This window comes from Flexivirga endophytica, from assembly GCF_014640635.1.
Taxonomy (GTDB): Bacteria; Actinomycetota; Actinomycetes; order Actinomycetales; family Dermatophilaceae; genus Flexivirga; species Flexivirga endophytica.
Genome location: NZ_BMHI01000003.1, coordinates 353,266 through 372,755, shown reverse-complemented (window position 1 = coordinate 372,755; position 19,490 = coordinate 353,266). Strand labels below are relative to the sequence as shown.

Below are 19,490 nucleotides of genomic sequence, written 5' to 3'. Positions count from 1 at the left end.
GCCACAACTTCAAAGGAGCACAGCATGCCGGAGGCCTTCGTCCTCGACGCGATCCGCACCCCCATCGGCCGGTATGGCGGTGCACTCGCTGCGCACCGGCCCGACGACCTGGCGGCGCTTGTCCTCGGCGAGGTGGTCCGTCGGTCGGGCATCGATCCCGAACGCATCGACGAGGTGATCTTCGGCGCCGCGAACCAGGCCGGTGAGGATAACCGCAACGTCGCTCGTATGGCGGTGCTGCTCGCCGGATTGCCGCAGAGCGTACCGGGATTCACCGTCAACCGGCTCTGCGCGTCCGGCCTGACAGCCATCACGACGGCCCGCCAGATGATCGTCGCGGGCGATGCGGACATTGTCGTCGCAAGTGGGGTCGAGTCGATGACACGTGCGCCGTGGGTGCAGGCCAAGCCGTCGCGTCCCTGGGCCAAGCCGGGCGCGAGCTTCGACACTTCGATCGGCTGGCGCTTCACCAACCCGGCGTATGACGAGGACACCACCCTGTCGATGCCACAGACCGCCGAGCGGGTCGCCGAGCAGTGGCAGCTGACCCGCGAAGAGATGGATGCGTTCGCGTTGCAGTCCCATCAGCGCGCGGTGGCGGCACGCGACGCCGGACGGTTCGACGACGAGATCATCGCGGTCGGTGACGTCACCCGGGACGAGGGCCCGCGGCCGGACACGACGGCCGAGAAACTGGCCAAGCTGCGTGCGGTCAACAAACCGGACGGGCTGATCACGGCCGGCAACGCGTCGTCGCTCAACGATGGAGCAGCTGCGGTGGTCGTGGTCTCGGAGAAGTTCCTGACCGAGAGCGGCTTGCGGCCCAAGGCACGGATCGTCGCCGGCGCGAGTGCCGGCGTGGCCCCGGAGATCATGGGTATCGGCCCGGTGCCCGCGACTCAGAAGGCGATGGATCGCGCTGGTTGGCAGGTGGATTCGCTCGATGCGGTCGAGCTGAACGAGGCATTCGCGTCGCAGTCGATCGCGTGCATGCGCGACCTCAAGCTGGACGCTGACATCGTCAACGCCGACGGCGGCGCTATCGCCCTGGGCCACCCGCTCGGCTGCTCGGGCACGCGGCTGGTCGTCACCCTGCTGCGCCGGATGCGCGACACCGGCGGCAAGCGCGGCCTGGCCACGATGTGCGTGGGTGTCGGACAAGGCTCTGCGTTGTTGGTGGAATCGGTATGAGCGCCGTCGAGCTGGAACCGAGCCACGACCGGATCGTCATACGACTGAACCGGCCGGAGGTGCGCAATGCCATCGACGCGGAGACGGTCGCCGAATTGCACGAGGCGTGTGCGCTGCTCGAACAGCAGCCCCGGATCGCGTTGATCACCGGCAGCGGCGGGATCTTCGCCGCTGGTGCCGACATCCGGCAGTTGCGCGAGCGACGGCGCGACGACGCGTTGCGCGGCATCAACTCCGGGATCTTCGACCGGATCCGCAAGCTGCCGATGCCGGTCATCGCGCTGATCGACGGCTACGCCCTCGGTGGTGGGGCTGAGCTCGCCTACGCCTGCGACTTCAGGATCGGCACACCGTCGGTCAAGATCGGCAACCCCGAGCCCGGTCTCGGCATCCTCGCAGCTGCGGGCGCGTCCTGGCGGCTGGCCGAGCTGGTCGGGGAGCCGTTGGCCAAGGAGATCCTGCTGGCCGGTCGGGTACTGACAGCGGAGGAAGCGCTCGGTTGCCGACTGCTCAACGACATCGTCGAGCCGGACGAACTGGACGCAGCCGGGTCGGCGCTGGCCGACCGGATCGCCCGCCAGGCGCCGCAGGCGGTGCGGCTCACCAAATCGGTCTTCCACGCACCGCGTGAGGCACACCCGCTGATCGACGACATCGCGCAAGCGGTGCTCTTCGAGACCGAGGACAAGTACGACCGGATGACGGCATTCCTGGAGCGGAAGGATCGCAAGAAGTGACGGACAACGTTCTGCCAGAACGCATCGGGGTTATCGGCGCCGGCCGGATGGGTGCCGGCATCGCGCACGCCTTCCTGCTCGGCGGCGCCGACGTCGTCGCGGTCGAGAGCAGTGACGAGGCGGCCATCGCCGGGCGGGAGCGGATCGAGCGCAGTCTCGCTCGGTCGGTCGCGCGCGGTCAGACCGACCACGGTGAGCTCACGATGGCGACCGACCGGCAGGCCGTCGCGCGCTGTGAGCTGATTGTCGAGGCCGTCCCGGAGGACGCGGACTTGAAGGCGGCCGTGCTCAGTGAGATCGCGGGTATCGCGCCGGCTGCGCGGCTGGGGACCAACACCAGTTCGCTGTCCGTCACCGACTTGGCGAAGCGCCTGCCGAGCCCCGACCAGCTCATCGGGCTGCACTTCTTCAACCCGGTCCCGAGCAGCTCGCTGGTCGAGATCGTGGTGGCCGAGACGACTCCGGACGCGCTCGTCACCGCAGCACAGGGCTGGGTCGCCGCGATCGGCAAAACCGCTGTCACGGTGCAGGATTCACCCGGCTTCGCCAGCAGTCGCCTCGGCGTCGCCATCGCTTTGGAAGCGATGCGGATGGTCGACGAGGGTGTCGCGAGCGCGCAGGACATCGACACCGCGATGGAGCTGGGCTACCGGCACCCGGTCGGCCCGCTGAAGACGACCGATCTGGTCGGCCTCGACGTGCGCCTCGCGATCGCCGAGCACCTGGAGCGCGAGCTCGGAGCTCGTTTCGCCCCGCCGCAGGTGCTGAGAGACAAGGTCGCTGCGGGCCACCTCGGTCGCAAGGCGGGCCAGGGCTTCTACGACTGGACCGCGGAGAAGTAGCACGCGACCGAGACCTATCCAGAGATCTGGGTGGCGTTCAGCTGTGTCCGCAGCGCTGCCTGCAGTTTGTCCGCGCACCGGTCAAAGGTGTCTTTGCGTAGTCGGCCGAGCATCGCCGCGATCAGCACGAAGATCGGTAGGCCGGCCGCGCCGAGCAGGAAGGTCGGCAATCCGCCGGAGCCGAGCCCCTCAGCGATGCCGATCGCGATGAACACGACCATCCAGAGTGCGACGAAGAAGGAGACCCGTGGCATGACGACCTGGCCCCAACTCTCGCGTATGACGCCGCGGACGACCACCGTTCCGTCGGACTCCGTCGCTGCACGCCCCCGAAAGTGTGGCGGGGCGTTGGACCGGCTGTTCTCCGCCAGATGTGCCCGGACCCGGTCGGCGCGCACCCGCAGGATCAGGTCGCCGTACTTGACGACGCTCCCGCGATCGGCCAGTCGCCCGCGATCCGATCCAGCCAGCTGCAGTGCCAGCTCGCGCTTCTGACGTTTCACGGGCGACACCCTGCCAGAAGCGCGCCCGGTCCGGGCTAGAAGAGGTCCTCCGCCAGCGGGGTCGGCGAGCCGAAACGGTGCGCTGTGACGGCGACGGCCTGCTCGTGCAGGAACGTCAGCAGCTCGATCCGGCCCGCCTCCAGCACCGGCTGTGCGTAAAGCGCGATGTCCGCGCGACCCTCGCTCGCCGCGGCGAAGCCGGCGCGCGAGCCACCGATCAACCGCACCCGGTGCGGGGCATCGCTACTGCGCAGCCGCGCTGCCCATGCGGTGTCGTTCTCCTCGGCGACGCTCGCGCCCGCGGCCTTCAGGGCGGTCACGACGTCGGCGCCGAGCGGGGCCCCCAGTGACACCGTCACCGGAGCACCTGCGACCAGTCCTGCTGCGACGATCCGGACGACCTGCGCCGGTTCGTTCGCCTCGACCCGCACAGTGACCGGGACCGGCTTGTAGCGGAAGACGTTCTTCTCCGCCAGCAGGCCGGAAACGTCCTTGGCAGTGCCGAATTCGCCCTGCCAGGCTAGCGCGTCCGAGCCGGCGGCACGCTTCAGGTAGCCGGCGTCGTCGCCGGTCAGACCCGACGCGTCGAGCAACCGCTGCACCGCGGTCGAGATGTCCGCGGACTTCGTCGCCTCCCGCGATGTCCAGTCGGTGAGGCCGACCAAGTAGTTCGGACCGCCGGCCTTGGTGCCGGCGCCGACGGCCGACTTCTTCCAGCCGCCGAACGGCTGCCGGCGAACGATCGCGCCCGTCGTGGTCCGGTTGACGTAGGCGTTGCCCGCCTCGACCTTGTCGATCCACGTCTCCAGCTCGCTGCGCTCCAGCGAGTGCAGGCCGGCAGTGAGGCCGTACTCCGTCTCGTTCTGTATGGCGATCGCCTCGTCGAAGTCCGCAGCTTCGATGAGTCCCAGCACGGGACCGAAGTATTCGGTCAGGTGGTACTCCGAGCCGCGCTTCACACCGGTCTTCACGCCGGGCGACCAGAGCCGACCCTCGTCGTCGAGCTGCCGAGGCTCCACAAGCCACGACTCACCCGGATCCAGTGTGGTGAGAGCCTTTTTCAGCTTGCCGCCGGCCGGCTCGATGACCGGCCCCATCTGCGTCGTCGGGTCGCTGGGCAAGCCGACCTTGAGCGACGTGACGGCATCGACCAACTGGGTCCGGAAACGCTCGGAGGTCGCGACGGAGCCGACCATGATGCCCAGCGATGCAGCCGAGCACTTCTGCCCCGCGTGCCCGAATGCAGAGGCGACCAGATCCTTGACGGCCAGATCGAGGTCGGCGTTCGGGGTGACGATCAGCGAGTTCTTGCCGGACGTTTCGGCGAGGAGCGGCAGGTCGGGTCGGAAGCTCCGGAAGAGCGTCGCAGTGTCGAAGGCGCCGGTGAGGATGAGCCGGTCGACCTTCGGCGAGGAGATCAGTGCCTTGCCGACTTCGTTCTCCGGAACGTGCACCAGTCGCAGCACATCCTTGGGAACGCCTGCGGCCCATAGTGTTTCGACCAGCACCGAGCCGCAGCGTGCAGCCTGCGGCGCCGGCTTGACGATCACAGCGGAACCTGCGGCGAGGGCGGCCGCCATACCGCCAGTGGGTATGGCAAGTGGGAAGTTCCACGGAGGAACGACCAGCGTGAGCCGGACCGGCTCGGGCGCGGCGCCGTCGACGGTGTCCAGGCCCTCGGCCAGATCGGCGTAGTAGTTGAGAAAGTCGATGGCCTCGGATACTTCCGGGTCGGACTGGTCCAGCGTCTTGCCACACTCGGACCCGGAGACCTCGAGCAGCTCACCGCGGCGCTTCTCGAACTCCACGGCAGCTTGCCGCAGGATGCCGGCCCGCTCCGACGCCGGTCGGGCACCCCACGATGCGCCGGCAGCGTGCGCGTCGTTGACGACGGCATCGACAGCTGCGGCTTCGTCCACCGAGTGTGCTGCCACCAGGTCGACGCCCAGGTCCGAGATGGCGATCCGCTCGACGATCTGCGCACCCCACTTCCGGTTGCCGAGCAGTGACGGATCGGTGTCGGGGGTGTTCGCGAAGTGGCTGAGCGGCTGCGCATCGACCGGCTGCCGACGGTCCTGGATGCGGTGCGATGCGGGCACCTCATCGGTCAGTGCGGCCAGCGAGGCGACGAAGCGGTCCTTCTCACGCTGGTAGAGCGTCGTGTTGTCGTGCAGCTCGAACACGGCCGACATGAAGTTGTCCTGGCTTGCCCCTTCCTCGAGGCGCCGTACCAGGTAGGAGATCGCCACATCGAAGTCCTTCGGGTGCACAACCGGTACGTAGAGCAGGAGATCGCCGACGGTTTCGCGCACGGCCTCGGCCTGGCCCTCCGCCATACCGAGCAGCATCTCGAAGTCGACAGCGTCACGAACGCCGTTGCGGCCGGCGAGGATCCACGCGTAAGCGACGTCGAAAAGGTTGTGACCGGCGACGCCAACCCGGACGTTTGCAGCCCGCTCGGGCTGGAGGGCGTAGTCCAGCACGCTCAGGTATGACGTGTCGGTCTCCTGCTTGGTGCCCCAGGTGGCCAGTGGCCAGCCGAAGAGAGAGCTCTGCGCGCGTTCCATCGGCAGGTTGGCGCCCTTGACCAGGCGGACCTTGACCGGCGCGCCACCGCGAGCACGTCGAGCGGCCGACCACTCCTGCAGCTTGATCATCTCGGAGAGTGCATCGGGCAGGTAGGCCTGCAGCACGATGCCGGCCTCGAGCTCGAGCAGCTCGGGCCGATCGAGCAGCTGGGTGAAGACGTCGACCGTGATGGCGAGGTCGTGGAACTCCTCCATGTCCAGGTTGATGAACTTTGGTGAGCCACTTGCGCTTTGGTTTGCGGCGTACTGGTACAGCGGCAGCAGCCGCTCGACGACGTGCGCGACCGCCTGGTCGTGGGACCACGGCGCGTGTGGCGCCACCGGCGACGACGCCTTGATCGACACATAGTCGACGTCGGGGCGCTCGAGCAGGCGTCGGGTGCCGTCATACCGGCGTCCCGCCTCCGCCTCACCGAGGACGGCCTCGCCGAGCAGGTTGATGTTCAGTTTCACGCCGCGCTTCTTGATGCGCTCGATCTGCCCGCCGAGCTTGGAGTCCGTGGCGTCGATGAGCAGGTGTCCGACCATGCGGCGCAGCACCTTGCGTGCGATCGGTATGACGACACCGGGCGCCGCCCCGGACACGGTGGCGCCGGTCTGCAACGCCGCCCGCTGGTACCACGGCAGGAACTGCGGTGTGTTCGCGACGAGTTCGCGCAACGCCTGCGCGGCGACCCCGTAGTCCTCGGGGCGGATAACCCGGTCGACGAAGCCGACGGTGAACTCCAGACCGCTCGGGTCCTTCAGCACCTCGGCGAGTCGCTTGGCCGAAGGATGCACCGGTTTGGTGGCCGATGCATCGAGCCAGGCCTTCACCTGCTTCTCGACGTCGGCGACGAGTTGCGGGTCCACGGTGGTGCTGCTCACTGGTTCACCTCTGGGTTGGTTCGGGCGGAGCGCGGCAATGTCGAGTATCGAACTCCTGTCACTTCAGGTAAAGCGACGTTTTCTGATGTATTTTGTTCGGATATTCTGAAGCATGCTCGAAGTCCGGAGACTGCGCCTGCTGCGCGAGCTCAGCGGCCGCGGCACCATCGCCGAGGTTGCCGACGTGCTGCACCTGAGCCCGTCGTCGATCTCCCAGCAGCTGAGTCAGCTGGAGCGCGAAGTCGGTGTGCCACTGCTGCGAAAGGCTGGGCGACGACTGGAGCTGACACCCGCCGCCGAAGTGCTGGTCGAGCACACCGAGCGCATCCTCAGTCAGTTGGAGGAAGCGGAGAGTGCCGCCGTCGGAGTGTCGGGAGAGGCGTCCGGCACGCTGCGGATCGCCGTGTTCCAGTCCGCGGCGGTCGCCTTCATGCCGCGGCTGCTCGCGGAGCTGGCCACGAGGCATCCGCGCCTGCGGGTCACCATGTCGCAGCGCGAGCCGGAGGAGGGCCTGCGCGAAACGGCTGCGCACGAGTTCGACCTGGTCATCGCCGAGCAGTATCCGAACCACGCGGCGCCGCGCTACCCCTCGCTCGACCGCGTCCCGCTGACCACGGATGCACTCCGGCTGGTCGTTCCCGCAGGTGACGGCTGGAGTCATGTCGATTCGATCGAGGACGTCCGAACCCTGCCCTGGGTCATGGAACCGTATGGCGCCGCATCCCGCCATTGGGCCGAACAGCTTTGTCGGCAGGCGGGGTTCGAGCCGGATGTCCGCTTCGAGACCGACGACCTTGAGGCGCACATCGCACTGATCGAGTCGGGCAGTGCCGTCGCCGTCGTTCCGGAGCTGATGCTGGTGAGACGGCGACCGGATGCACGCTTGATCGTGCTGCCTGATGCGCCCCGTCGATCTGTCTTCACCTCGGTCCGGCGATCCAGCGTCGACACGCCCGCGATCGATGCATGCCGGTCGGTTCTCGCGGAGGTGTTCCCGAAGACCGTCGAACTCACCTGAACGGGCTCAGGGGGCGAGCAGTCCTTCAAAAGCGATAGCTGTCAAGGCATCGGCTAACGTGTCTGGGCTGATCCGGCCGCTCGGTCGCACCCACTCGGTGAGCGAGTTGACCATGCCGAAGAGCAGTCGGCTGATCAGGTCGGGTGGTATGTCGGTGCGTATGCCGCCCTCGGCCGCTGCTTCGGCGACGAGCTGCGCGAGCTGGGCGTCCAGCTCGCGCCTGCGCTTCAGAGCCGCCAGCTCGGCCGGACTGTTGCCGCGGACGCGCAGCAGAAGGGTCACTGCCGGCAGATGTCCGATCAGCACCTCGACGCTGCCGCGGACTGCACGTCGTAGTCGGTCCAGCGCCGAGACCGAGCTGTCCGCTCGTGCGGCCGCAACAGCCTCCGCCAGGTTGTCGAGTGCCTCGTCCAGCGCCAGTTGCAGAAGGTGCTCTTTGCTCGGAACGTGGTGGTAGAGAGCAGATTTGGTGAACCCGAGGCGGCTGGCGAGATCACCCATGCTCGTGGCGTCATACCCCTGCAGGTTGAACAGCTCGATGGCCTCACGCAGCACAGTCGCTTGGTCCTTGCCAGGTCGTCCGCGACGGCGCGGGGCTGGCTCCTCGGATCTGGCCGTTGTCATGTCCTGAGACTGTCACACACCGACGAGCGGTATGGCGAGCAGCGCCACGTCGAGCGCAACGACTGCCGAGGTGATGGTCCAGCAGACGACCGTCATGGCGCGGCGGTTCACCTGCTCGCCCATGACCGACGCGGATGAGGTGAGGAGCACCAGCGGGATGAGCGCCAACGGCAGGCCGAGCGCGAGCGCGACCTGTGACCACACGAGCAGATCGACCGCCGGGACCTCGCAGGCGAGCAGGACGACAGCAGGGATCAGCACGACGACCCGGCGGACCAGCATCGGCACTCGGCGACGCAGCAGCCCCGCCATGACGACCTCGCCGGATCGGATGCCGACCGCGGTCGAGGTCACGCCGCTGACAAGTAGGGCGAGGATGAAGCCGATCCGAGCGCCGTCACCGACCCGATCGGCCAGTGCATGCGCGAGGGCGCCGAAGTCCTCGTCCCGGTGTCCGCGCAGCGCGGTGGCACCGAGCACCAGCATCGACACGTTCACCGTGCCGGCGACCAGCATGGCGAGCGTGACGTCGAGCCGGTTGTCCCGCAGCCGCCGACGGATGCTGCCCAGTTGACTGGTGGTGAGCGCCGAGTGCAGGTAGATCGCGTGCGGCATCACGGTGGCGCCCACGATGCCCGTGGCGAGCAGCACCATCTGCTGGTCGCGAAGCTGCGGCCGCAGGTCTAGGCCGGCAGGAGTCGGGCCCAACAGCACGCCGAGGATGAAACCTGCTCCGATCAGGGCGAGTCCGAGCAGCATGGCCAGCTGGAAGCCCCGCTCCCCTACCCGGTCACGGAGGGCCATGAGCGTCGCGCCGACCGCCGCGGTGACGATCGCGCCGCACCACAGCGGCACTCCGAAGAGAAGGTGGAGTGCGATCGAGGCGCCGACCACCTCGGCCAGGTCGGTGGCGATCGCCACGCCCTCGGCCTGCAACCAGTAGAGGATCCGGCCGGGCCGTCCCAGCCGGGTGCTGAGGACGAGCGCCATGGACTGACCGGTGACCGCGCCGAGTTTCGCCGACAGGTACTGCACCGGGCCGGCCGCCGTGACCGCGAGCAGCACAACCCACAACAGCGCGAAGCCGTAACGCGACCCCGCAGTCGTGTTGGTGGCGATGTTGCCCGGGTCGACATAGGCGATGGCGGCAACGAACGCCGGACCGAGCCGCAGCAGACGCGAGCCTGCAGCACCCGGCCCGTGCGGCGCGCGAGGCCGTGACCCCGCGCGCCGCATGGAGCGATCTGATGTCACCACGGGCTTGGGCTATGAACCCGCTTGCGCATCCACCTCGTAGCTGGTGTTGATCGACTCGAAGAAGTTGACCAGCTCCAGCGTGTCGTTGGCGGTCGCCATCCACTTGGCCGGGTTGCTGACACCCCAGTGCGCGCCGAAGCCGAGCTCCTCCAGCCGCCGGTCGGCCAGGTAGCGCACGTAGGTGTTGATGTAGTCGGCATTGAGGCCGAGGATGCCGCGGGGGAGCAGATCCCGGTTGTACTGCTCCTCCATCTCGACGGCGTCGAAGATCATCTGCTGGATCTCCTCGGCGAACTCCTGCGTCTGCAGGTCGGGGTTCTCCTCGAGGACCGTCAGGATGAGGTTCATCCCGAACTTCAGGTGCAGCGACTCGTCCCGCACGATCCAGTCGATCAGCGATCCGAAGTTGCGCAACAGGTTGCGCTGCCGGAAGCTCAGGGCGACCATGAAGCCGCTGTAGAACCAAATGCCTTCCAGCACAACGTTGTAGGCCACCAGGTTGCGGACGAAGTCGCGCTTGCCCTCAGTCGTCGAGATGTCGAGCGTCTGCTCCGCCATCCGCTGGATGTATCGGACCTCGAACTCCTCCTTCGCGGCCATCGACGGTATGTCGACGTGCGCGGCATACGCCTCCGCCCGGTCGATGGGGAAGGTCTCCAAGACGTATTCGAAGGCCATGCAGTGGTTGGCCTCCTCCCACATCTGCTTGGCGAGGTAGAGGTGCGCCTCCGCCGCGCCGACGTAGGGGTAGACGCCGAACGCCAGGGCCTTGTTGACGAGCAACTCGTTGGGGTTGAAGTAGCTCATTAGGAAAGTGACCGCGTGCCGCTCCTCGTCGGTCATCCGCTCGAAGTCGCCGAGGTCCTCACCGAGCTGGATCTCGTGCGGGAACCACGTGTTGGCGACGGCCTGGTTGTAGAGGTCGTAGGACCACTGGTAGCGGATCGGTTTCAGCAGCAGGGCGTCCTCGATGCCGGTGCCGAGGATCGAACTCCTGGTCTCGGGGGTGGTGGATGTCATTGGCATGCCTCGCAGTTCAGCAGTTCCTGGGGATCGGTCGGGCAGACGAAACCTTCTTCGAAGACGGCATCGGGTGCCGTGGTCGGTGGATCGGACTCCGGAGTCGGGCTCGACGCCGGTGCTTCGGCGACGACGACCGGCTCGGGCTTCCGGATCGGCTCGGTCTCCCGGACCGGCGCCGGAGCCGCGGCGGGCGCAGGTGCCTCGACCGTGGCCGTGGCCGTGGCCGACGCAGCTGGCGCCGCCGCACGTCGCGCGAACCCGAATCCGCTTCCGGAATGGCCACTTTCGACAGCCTTGTTGACCTTGACCGTCGACTGCTCGGCACGGTGTCGCGGCTTCATGTGCAGGTAGTAGGTCGTCTTGACGCCCTTGCGCCACGCGTCGACATACAGGTCGCTCATACCGCCGATGTCGCGTGACTCGAGATAGATGTTGCGGCTGATCGCCTGGTCGATCCACTTCTGTGCCCTCGAAGCGACCTGCAGGTATGCCGTTGCGGGCAACTGGAAGGAGGTCTGGAAGACCTCGAGCAGGTCCTCGGGCACACCGGGCACGGCCGACAGGTCACCGCGCGAGCGCAGCAGGTCCTCGCGCATCGTGTCCCAGAGACCGCGCTCCTGCAGTGCTGCGACCAGGTTGCGGTTGACCTCGAGGAACTTGCCCGAGGACGTGGTGCGCGAGAACAGTTGGGAGAACTGCGGATCCAGTCCGGGTGTGGTGCCTGCGACGAGTCCGATCGAGGCAGTGGGTGCGATCGCCATCAGGGTCGCGTTGCGGATGCCGTCCTTGACTCGGCCACGCAGCACATCCCAGTCCAGCTCGGCCGTTCGGGGCACGTCGACCTCGACGCCGCGCCGCTGCTGCAGCACGTCCAGGGTGTCGATCGGCACCAGGCCGCGGGACCAGCCGGAACCCGCGAAGTTGGGATAGGCGCCGCGCTCCTGGGCGAGATCACATGACGCGTCAATCGCGTGCCAGCTGATTAACTCGGTCAGTTTGTCGATCAGGTCGGCAGCTTCCTCCGATGCATAGGAGAGCCCGAGCTTCTCCACCACGTCGGTGAATCCCATGATTCCCAGGCCGATTGCGCGGTTCTGGTCGTTGGAGTGCTCCGACTCCGGCACCGATGAGCGGGTGATGTCGATCAGGTTGTCGAGCTGACGCACGGCGAACCGGGCGGACTCGGCGAGCCGGTCCCAGTCCCAAGTGCCGTCGTCATTCAGATGTCTGGACAGATTGATGGAGGCAAGGTTGCAGACCGAGACGTTGTCGCGGTCCTGCGGCAGCGTGATCTCGGTGCACAGGTTCGACAGATGGATGGTGCCGGTGTTGTCGTTGAGCGCCCGCTGGTTGATCGTGTCCTTCCAGGTCAGCCACGGGTGCGACGTCGTCTGCAGCGAGACGAGGATCGACTTCCACTGTGCCCGGGCTCGAATCTTCTTGAAGGAGCGCAGCTTTCCGGTCTCGGCGAGGGCAACATACTCCTTGTAACGGCGGGAGAAGTCGTCACCGACCAGCTCGACCAGGTCGGGGGTCTCGAGCGGGTCGAAGAGATACCAGTCGTCGTCCGCGACGACGCGCTTCATGAACTCGTCGGACAGCCAGACGGCGGTGTTGGCGGTGCGGGTACGGCGGTAGGGGTCGCCGGCGTTCTGCCGCAGGTCGATGAACTGTGGGAAGTCCAGGTGCCAGTTCTCCATGTAGAAACACAGGGCACCGAACTTCTTCCCGCCGCGGGAGACCGCGCGCAGGATCGAGTCGATGGTGTGCATGAAGGGGATAGGGCCGGTCGAGGAGGTGTTGTTGCTGCGGATGGGGCTGCCCTCAGAGCGCAGCTTGGTGACCGAAAGGCCAATGCCACCAGTGCCTTTGGTGAGCCACATGACGTCGCGCATCGACTTGGCGATGTGCTCGATGTCGTCATCCATCTGCATCACGAAGCAGTTGGAGAGTTGCGGGGTGACGGTGCCCGCGTTGACGAGGGTCGAGCCGGCGGCGAGGTAGTCGAGGGAGGCCATCTTGCGGTAGAAGCCGATCGCGGCCTGGGTCGGATCCTTCTCGTTCACCGACATACCCATCGCGACCCGCATCCAGAAGTATGCCGGGACCTCCAGCGGCTGACGCCGCGAATCCGTTGCCATGTAACGGTTCTTGAGCGTGACGATGCCGATGTAACGCAGTCCGTCGTCGAGGTGGTGATCGAGGGCGGCGGCCAACTGCTCGAGATTGAAGGCGGAGGCCAGCCGCGGATCGAAGAGCCCGTCCTCGACGGACTCGCGGACATAGCCGGGGAAGCGGGCCTGGTGCAGCAGCGCGAGCTCGGACTGCGTTTCGAAGTCGCCGAGCACCTTCTTGTAGATGGTCTTCAGCAGCAGCCGGGACGCGATGACGTCGAAGTCCGGGTCGTCCTTGACGTTCTGCACCGCGACCGAGATGGCGGCCTCGTCGAGTTGCTCGGTGGTGATGCCGTCGAAGAGTGTGATCGCCAACTCCGAGGCGATCTGCATGGTCATGGACATGGCGTCCGGCAGGCCGGCTGCGGCCCGCTCGATCGCTCGGTTGATGCGGTCTGCGTCATACGGCTCGCGTGAACCGTCGCGCTTGGTGACATGAATGGCCACGTGCGGTGTCTCCCGTCTTCCCTCGCTGTTGCCGGCGAGGAGGACGGCGAGCGGGCAACGTGCGCAGGGCTCAGGGCCATGCCGCCGCTCGTTCGTCAGCCCTTCCCTCGCGGGCTGCGGTCGGACCCGTCCACGGGTGCGTGGACGAGGCAGTGGCAGGTCTTCGGACTCGTGACTCCGTGCGCCGGGGCGCACACCTACTGGTCGTCGCTTCCCGGGCTTGCGCCCAGTGCTGTTGACGACGTTCGTCCTCACTCACCGCTGCGGGGGCAGTGCCGGATTTCCACCGGCTTCCCTCTTTCCTCGGGTGCCTCAGTCGTCGCCAAGCGGCGGCTGAAACACCCGAACCAGCTGCGATGCACACACTATCTAGTGGTGTTCTGTTTGCCAAGCCCCAACATGCTGTAGTTGCATGTATGTAATTTCGCTGGTGTCAAATCGGCGGAATGACGCCGAATGTTGAAGAATTACTTACAAATTCCTGACACGTTAATGCTTTCCGCGAGTGCTGCACCGCCCGTAGCGTGCTGACACAGGACCGTCGACAGGCCGCCGCGGGGGCGCGCTGCGGTCCGTCGGCGAGGAGTAACGATCCGTGCGACAGCTGGCCAGCAAGACCATCGCGACAACCGTCGGAGGCGGTGCGCTCGCGCTCGCCTCGATCGGTCTCGGAGTGCCCGCCGCGCACGCCGAGACGACTCATGGCTGTCCATCCGGCTATGTGTGCATCTATCCCGGCGCCTCCTGGAACAACGACATCCCCTCCCTGAAGTTCTACAACTACGGCGCGACGAACCTCTCCGAGCAGTACGGCGCGCATCGGGTCTTCAACAACCAGACCGACGGCGCCGTGGTCCAGCTCTGCACGGCGTATGACGGAGGCAGCTGCGGTGCTGCACAAGTGCCTGGTTGGTATGCCGACGTCGACCTCACGCCGATCAACTCGGTCCTGCTCGGCAAATCCGCGCAGGCGAACAACCAGCAGGCGGCATACAACTTCCTGGTCTCGATCGGGTACAGCAGCAAACAGGCGTCCGGCGTCGTCGGCAACCTGATGCAGGAGTCCGGTCCTAGCGTGGATCCGAACGCGACTCAGGCCGGTGGGCCGGGGCGCGGCATCGCGCAATGGAGCGTCGGCGGCCGATGGGACACCTACGCCAACGACAACGTGGTCTGGTACGCGAACAAGCTCGGTATGTCGCCGTGGTCGCTGGAACTGCAGCTGCGCTTCATCCAATACGAGCTGGACACCTACAGCTACTACGGCAAGGGCCCGCTGGTCGCCTCGACGACCGTGTATGACGGCACGGTCGCTTTCCAGGACTACTTCGAGGGCTGCGGCGACTGCAACACCCCGCAGCGGGTGGCCTACGCGAATCAGATCTACGACACCTACGGCGGCTGAGCGGGAGCTCACGTCGGTCGAGCGCCGTCCTGAGTAGCCGTGAGGTACGAGCGGCGTACCGAAGGGTGCGGAGCGCCTGGTGGAGGTTCCCTCGCGGCTCGACCAGCAGGTCAGTCGAGGACGAGGCGCTGATGTCCGTCGAGTAGTTCCCTGGTCGCATCGAGGTGGCCGGCATGTGTGGCGGTCTCGACCAGCACGTGCACCACCACGGACCGGAGGTCGGGGAAATCTCCTGGCGCTTGGCCGGGGTCCGCGGGCGGCTCGTCGAGTCGGCGCGCGGCGATGATCGCGTTCGAGGCAGCGATCGCGTCGCGGTAAGCCTGCACGACGTCCGCAACGGACTCGTCGGCTGCGACGATCCAGTCGGCACCGTCCCCCTCGGGCCAGAAATCGAGCGGTCGGCCCGCGACGACGACCTCGAACCAGAAGCGCTCGTCCGACAGGGTCAGGTGGCGCACCAAGCCGATGCAACTCCACCCGGACGGCAGGACCGGACGACGCAGTTGCTCATCGGAGAGCCCGTCCAACTGTGCCAGCACGTGCTCGCGCTTCGCGGTCAGCCACGACAGCAGCTCGTCTCGTTCTCGGTCAAGATCGGCCACGTCGACGAACCTACGCCGCTGATACCCGCCGTGGTTCTCGGCGACCGCCCGTTTCAGTGCTTCTCGCAATTTGCGTCGGTCCGGCGGAGCCGAACAAGAAGGAGGAAGAGCGAGTGACGAGAATCGAACTCGCGTATTCAGCTTGGGAAGCTGATGTTCTACCATTGAACTACACTCGCGTGCCGCGAAATCCCGCTCACCGCAGACGATGTGAGACACGATTTCGGACCGGCAGGAGTCTAACCCAGCAGTGCAGCGCCGGCGCAACGGCCCGCCCGAGAGGTTCGTGCTGCGTTGGTGTTGCTGGTCGCAAGCTCCCTGCAGGACCAACGCAGAACAAGCCTCCTGTGCCCTGTGCTGAACCAACTTCCCGGTACCGTGACCTTCGTGCTGCTCTCCGATCGTGACATCCGCGCCCAGATCGACGCCGGCCGCGTGCGCCTCGACCCCTATGACGAGTCGATGATCCAGCCGTCGAGCATCGACATACGGATGGATCGCTATTTCCGGCTCTTCGACAACCACAAGTACCCGTTCATCGACCCGGCCGCCGAGCAGGACGAGCTGACCCGGCTGATCGAGACCGACGAGAACGAGCCGTTCGTGCTGCACCCGGGCGAGTTCGTGCTCGGGTCGACATACGAGCAGGTCACGCTCCCGGACGACGTGGCAGCGCGGGTCGAAGGCAAGTCGAGCCTCGGTCGACTCGGCCTGCTCACCCACGCGACCGCAGGCTTCGTCGACCCGGGGTTCTCCGGGCACGTCACTTTGGAGCTGTCCAACGTCGCGACGCTGCCGATCAAGCTCTGGCCGGGCATGAAGATCGGGCAGCTGTGCTTCTTCCAGCTCAGCAGTCCCGCCGAAAACCCATACGGCAGCGCTAAGTACGGCTCGCACTATCAGGGCCAGCGCGGCCCGACCGCGAGCCGCTCCTATTCCAACTTTCACCGCTCGCAGGTATGACCTCGCGCTTCGAAGTGGGTCCGTCACACGACGGCGCCCACCCGTTCCTGACATTGCCGGACGGTCGGCGACGTCCCGACGCGATCGCGTTGCTGCTGCACGGCGGCGCCGAGCACGGCTTCGGGCGCACCATCAAGTCGAGCCCGCCGGTCCTGCGCATGGTCGCCGTCGCCCGCAGCATCGAACGCGGCGCGCAGGGACGGGTCGCGACGGCAGTGCTGCGCGACGCCGTCCGCGGCTACAACGACGACGCTCGCTCCCCGGTCGGCGACGCCCGGTGGGCGCTTGCCAGGCTTCGCGAGCTCTACCCCGGCACGCCGCTGGCGCTGGTCGGTCATTCGATGGGTGGCCGAGTCGCACTGGAACTCGCCGGGTCCGACGGCATCGTGAGCGTCGTCGGCATGGCGCCCTGGATCCCGCAGGAGTATGACGTGGCGCCGTTCCTGGACCGGCACACCTTGCTGCTGCACGGTCGCAAGGACGTCATCACCGATCCGCGGAAGACCGCTCGCCTCGCCGCACGCATCGGGCAGGCCGGCGGCGACGCGCGCTGCGTGCAACTGCCGGACTCCCATGCCATGCTCTTGAAGGCGCGCGCGTGGCATCGCCATACGACCGACTTCCTGCAGGAGACACTGCTCGGCTGAAGTTTCACGGGCAGGGGCGCGGGCACTTGTCGGTGGCCTGCACTACGTTTGTTGACCATGATCCGCTTCGAGCAGGTGGTCAAACAGTATGCCGGGGGCACGACAGCCGTCGACAATCTCTCCTTCGAGGCACCGACCGGCCAGATCACCGTCCTGGTGGGGCCGTCCGGGTGCGGCAAGACGACATCCCTGCGGATGATCAACCGGATGATCGAGCCCACCAGTGGGCACATCCTCATCGACGACGAGGACGTCCAGACCTTCAACGCGGCGAAGCTGCGTCGTGGCATCGGCTACGTCATCCAGCATGCCGGCCTGTTCCCCAACAAGCGGGTCGTCGACAACGTCGCCACCGTCCCGCAACTGCTGGGCACCCCGAAGGCCAAGGCCCGCGAGCGGGCGCGTGAGGTGCTCGAGCTCGTCGGGCTGCCGGGCGACTTTGCGGACCGGTGGCCGTCCCAGTTGTCCGGTGGCCAGCAGCAGCGCGTGGGTGTCGCCAGGGCGTTGGCCGCCGACCCTCCGGTGATGCTGATGGACGAGCCGTTCAGTGCGGTGGACCCGGTCGTGCGCGAGCAGTTGCAGGACGAGTTCCTGCGGCTGCAGCGTGACCTGGGCAAGACGATCGTCTTCGTCACGCACGACATCGACGAGGCGCTGAAGCTCGGCGACCAGATCGCGGTGATGCGGGTCGGCGGGAAGCTCGCGCAGCTGGCCGACCCGGCATACCTGCTGGCGCACCCGATCGATGACTTCGTGGCTGAGTTCGTCGGCCGGGACCGTGGCTACCGCGCGCTGACCTTCGCCGAGACGCCGCCGTTGCCGTTGGCGACGGAAGCCACCGTGCCGCTCGGCACGACACCGGAGCAGGCTCGCGCGGCGACCGACGACGAGTGGCTGCTGGTCGTGGACAAGGACCGTCCGGTGGGATGGATCCAGCCGCACGTCATCGCCGCACCGATCGAGTCCGCGATGTTGCATCGCGGCGGCACGGTCGCGCGGGCGTCCGGTCCGCTGCGTTCGGCACTCGATGCGGCGTTGTCGTCGCCGAGTCGCCGGGGCGTCATCGCCGCGGACGACGGCACGCTGCTCGGCACGGTTCGCGCGCATCAGGTGCTGCAGGCCATCGAAGCCACCGAGCGGCCGGAGGTCGACAAGGCCGACATCGCGCCGCAGCAGACCTCCGAACACGTCGACCTCTCGTTGGACAAGTAGCGACCGGTGCTCTCCTTCATCCAGGACCACTGGTCGGACATCCTCAGTCGGGCAGTCGAGCACGCCTGGCTCGCCGGGCTACCTCTGGTCATCGGTCTGCTGATCTCGCTGCCGCTCGGCTGGCTCGCGCGCCGGGCGTCGTGGCTGCGGGTGATCCTCGTCGGCGGCTCCAGCCTGCTCTACACGATCCCGTCGCTCGCGCTCTTCGTCCTGATGCCACTCATCGTCAAGACCAACATCGTCGATCCGATCAACGTCATCATCGCGATGACGATCTACACACTGGCGCTGCTGGTGCGCACCGTCGCCGACGCGCTCGGGGCCGTTTCCGAGGAGACGACGCAAGCCGCGATCGCCATGGGTTACACCCCGATCCGACGCTTCTTCGGAGTCGAGCTGCCGCTCGCCGTGCCGGTCATCTCGGCCGGACTGCGCGTCGCCGCGGTGAGCAATGTCGCCATCGTCAGCGTCGCCGCGCTGCTCGGCATCCGGCAACTCGGCTTCTACCTGACCGACGGCTACCAAACCACCTACTGGGCGGAGGTCTGGACCGGTGTCGTCGCCTGCCTGGTGCTGGCGCTGATCTTCGACCTCGTGATCCAGCTGATCACCCGGCTCCTGACACCGTGGCAAAAGGCGGCGGTGTCCTGATGCTGACCTCTGTATGGCGATGGTTGACCGACGGCGGGCACTGGCAGGGCGAGACCGGCATCACGCACCGGTTGCTGGAGCACCTGCAGTACTCCGGCGAGAGCCTGCTCATCGCAGCGCTGATCGCGTTGCCGATCGGAGCGCTGATCGGTCACACCGGCAAAGGTAAGTGGATCATCGCCGTTGCCAACGCTTTCCGGGCGATCCCGAGTCTCGGCCTGCTCTTCGTGGTCGCCATGTGGTTCGTGTCCCGTCTCACCGGGGACTCGGCATACCTCGTGCCGACCATCATCGTGCTGGTCATTCTCGCCATACCTCCGCTGTTGGCCGGTGCCTACAGCGGTGTCAGCGAGGTCGACCCTGCCGCGCGGGACGCGGCATACGGCATGGGCATGTCCGGCCGCCAGGTGCTTGCCAACGTCGAGGTGCCCTGCGCACTGCCGCTCATCTTCTCCGGGGTGCGCAGCGCGGCACTGCAGATCATCGCCACCGCCACGATCGCTGCGGCGATCAGCGTCGGCGGCCTCGGTCGCTATCTCATCGACGGGCTCGCCAACAGTGATTACGCCCAGATGGCAGGTGGCGCGATTCTGGTCACCGCGCTCGCGCTCCTCGTCGACGGCGTCCTGGCCGTCATCCAACAACTCACCGTGCCCGGCGGTCTGCGCACCACGAGTGTGTCCCGCCGTAAGCAGCGAGCAGCGGCCGCGGCTGTCGAATCAGCCCACGCCGCCTGAAC

17 protein-coding genes, 1 tRNA gene and 1 riboswitch are annotated in these 19,490 nt (G+C 66.9%); of the genes, 10 read left to right on the top strand and 8 right to left on the bottom strand.

Annotated elements, in window-relative coordinates:
* Nucleotides 1-24 precede the first annotated feature (24 nt).
* From IEX71_RS10385 to IEX71_RS10375, 3 genes are read left to right on the top strand one after another with little or no spacing between them, the layout of a single operon-like run.
* On the top strand, nucleotides 25-1,191 hold the full coding sequence (locus IEX71_RS10385; protein ID WP_188836932.1) for a thiolase family protein: 1,167 nt from the start codon (nucleotides 25-27) through the stop codon (nucleotides 1,189-1,191).
* Nucleotides 1,188-1,928 (top strand): enoyl-CoA hydratase/isomerase family protein, encoded by a 741-nt coding sequence (locus IEX71_RS10380; protein WP_188836931.1) that lies wholly within the window; start codon nucleotides 1,188-1,190, stop codon nucleotides 1,926-1,928. Before IEX71_RS10385 ends, IEX71_RS10380 begins: the two co-directional genes overlap by 4 nt.
* Nucleotides 1,925-2,770: a 3-hydroxyacyl-CoA dehydrogenase family protein gene (locus tag IEX71_RS10375; protein ID WP_268235948.1), complete on the top strand. Its 846-nt coding sequence runs from the start codon at nucleotides 1,925-1,927 to the stop codon at nucleotides 2,768-2,770. The genes IEX71_RS10380 and IEX71_RS10375 overlap by 4 nt, the downstream gene beginning before the upstream one ends.
* Nucleotides 2,771-2,784: 14 nt before the next feature.
* On the opposite strand, the gene IEX71_RS10370 is transcribed toward IEX71_RS10375, so the two are convergent.
* Entirely contained in the window at nucleotides 2,785-3,273 is a 489-nt protein-coding gene (locus IEX71_RS10370; protein WP_188836930.1) for a hypothetical protein, read from the bottom strand.
* Between the two features lie 35 nt (nucleotides 3,274-3,308).
* Nucleotides 3,309-6,728, bottom strand: a complete 3,420-nt coding sequence (locus IEX71_RS10365) for a proline dehydrogenase family protein (RefSeq protein ID WP_188836929.1) — start codon at nucleotides 6,726-6,728, stop codon at nucleotides 3,309-3,311.
* A 112-nt stretch (nucleotides 6,729-6,840) separates the two neighbouring features.
* On the opposite strand from IEX71_RS10365, the gene IEX71_RS10360 reads away from it, so the two are divergent.
* A complete protein-coding gene (locus IEX71_RS10360) occupies nucleotides 6,841-7,746 on the top strand; it encodes a LysR family transcriptional regulator (protein ID WP_188836928.1) in 906 nt (301 codons plus the stop codon).
* Nucleotides 7,747-7,752: 6 nt separating this feature from the next.
* On the opposite strand, the gene IEX71_RS10355 is transcribed toward IEX71_RS10360, so the two are convergent.
* The 4 genes from IEX71_RS10355 to IEX71_RS10340 are packed head-to-tail and all read right to left on the bottom strand — an operon-like array spanning nucleotide 7,753 to nucleotide 13,271.
* Nucleotides 7,753-8,370, bottom strand: coding sequence for a TetR/AcrR family transcriptional regulator (locus IEX71_RS10355; RefSeq protein WP_188836927.1), 618 nt, complete (start codon nucleotides 8,368-8,370; stop codon nucleotides 7,753-7,755).
* Between the two features lie 12 nt (nucleotides 8,371-8,382).
* Nucleotides 8,383-9,606, bottom strand: coding sequence for an Nramp family divalent metal transporter (locus IEX71_RS10350; RefSeq protein WP_188836926.1), 1,224 nt, complete (start codon nucleotides 9,604-9,606; stop codon nucleotides 8,383-8,385).
* A gap of 30 nt (nucleotides 9,607-9,636) precedes the next feature.
* The gene (locus IEX71_RS10345) at nucleotides 9,637-10,647 is read right to left on the bottom strand and encodes a ribonucleotide-diphosphate reductase subunit beta (RefSeq protein ID WP_188836925.1); all 1,011 of its coding nucleotides are present in this window, start codon (nucleotides 10,645-10,647) and stop codon (nucleotides 9,637-9,639) included.
* Nucleotides 10,644-13,271 carry a ribonucleoside-diphosphate reductase subunit alpha gene (locus IEX71_RS10340; RefSeq protein ID WP_188836924.1) on the bottom strand — a complete coding sequence of 876 codons (2,628 nt, stop codon included), beginning with the start codon at nucleotides 13,269-13,271 and terminating at the stop codon, nucleotides 10,644-10,646. Before IEX71_RS10340 ends, IEX71_RS10345 begins: the two co-directional genes overlap by 4 nt.
* A gap of 142 nt (nucleotides 13,272-13,413) precedes the next feature.
* Nucleotides 13,414-13,634, bottom strand: a riboswitch (cobalamin riboswitch).
* 232 nt (nucleotides 13,635-13,866) lie between these two features.
* Between IEX71_RS10340 and IEX71_RS10335 the strand changes: the two genes are divergently transcribed.
* Entirely contained in the window at nucleotides 13,867-14,676 is an 810-nt protein-coding gene (locus IEX71_RS10335; RefSeq protein ID WP_229749634.1) for a phage tail tip lysozyme, read from the top strand.
* Nucleotides 14,677-14,786: 110 nt separating this feature from the next.
* Here the strand turns inward: IEX71_RS10335 and IEX71_RS10330 are convergent, their stop codons facing one another.
* The gene (locus tag IEX71_RS10330) at nucleotides 14,787-15,278 is read right to left on the bottom strand and encodes a DinB family protein (protein ID WP_188836923.1); all 492 of its coding nucleotides are present in this window, start codon (nucleotides 15,276-15,278) and stop codon (nucleotides 14,787-14,789) included.
* A 108-nt stretch (nucleotides 15,279-15,386) separates the two neighbouring features.
* Nucleotides 15,387-15,457 (bottom strand) — tRNA-Gly (locus tag IEX71_RS10325).
* A 208-nt stretch (nucleotides 15,458-15,665) separates the two neighbouring features.
* Between IEX71_RS10325 and dcd the strand changes: the two genes are divergently transcribed.
* The 5 genes from dcd to IEX71_RS10300 are packed head-to-tail and all read left to right on the top strand — an operon-like array spanning nucleotide 15,666 to nucleotide 19,488.
* Nucleotides 15,666-16,241 carry a dCTP deaminase gene (gene dcd / locus IEX71_RS10320; RefSeq protein ID WP_188836922.1) on the top strand — a complete coding sequence of 192 codons (576 nt, stop codon included), beginning with the start codon at nucleotides 15,666-15,668 and terminating at the stop codon, nucleotides 16,239-16,241.
* Nucleotides 16,238-16,888 (top strand): alpha/beta hydrolase, encoded by a 651-nt coding sequence (locus IEX71_RS10315; protein ID WP_188836921.1) that lies wholly within the window; start codon nucleotides 16,238-16,240, stop codon nucleotides 16,886-16,888. Before dcd ends, IEX71_RS10315 begins: the two co-directional genes overlap by 4 nt.
* A gap of 57 nt (nucleotides 16,889-16,945) precedes the next feature.
* Nucleotides 16,946-18,100, top strand: a complete 1,155-nt coding sequence (locus IEX71_RS10310; protein WP_188836920.1) for an ABC transporter ATP-binding protein — start codon at nucleotides 16,946-16,948, stop codon at nucleotides 18,098-18,100.
* A 6-nt stretch (nucleotides 18,101-18,106) separates the two neighbouring features.
* Nucleotides 18,107-18,751, top strand: coding sequence for an ABC transporter permease (locus tag IEX71_RS10305; protein WP_308420969.1), 645 nt, complete (start codon nucleotides 18,107-18,109; stop codon nucleotides 18,749-18,751).
* Complete coding sequence (locus tag IEX71_RS10300) at nucleotides 18,727-19,488, top strand: ABC transporter permease (protein ID WP_229749633.1); 762 nt, start codon at nucleotides 18,727-18,729, stop codon at nucleotides 19,486-19,488. The genes IEX71_RS10305 and IEX71_RS10300 overlap by 25 nt, the downstream gene beginning before the upstream one ends.
* Nucleotides 19,489-19,490 lie beyond the last annotated feature (2 nt).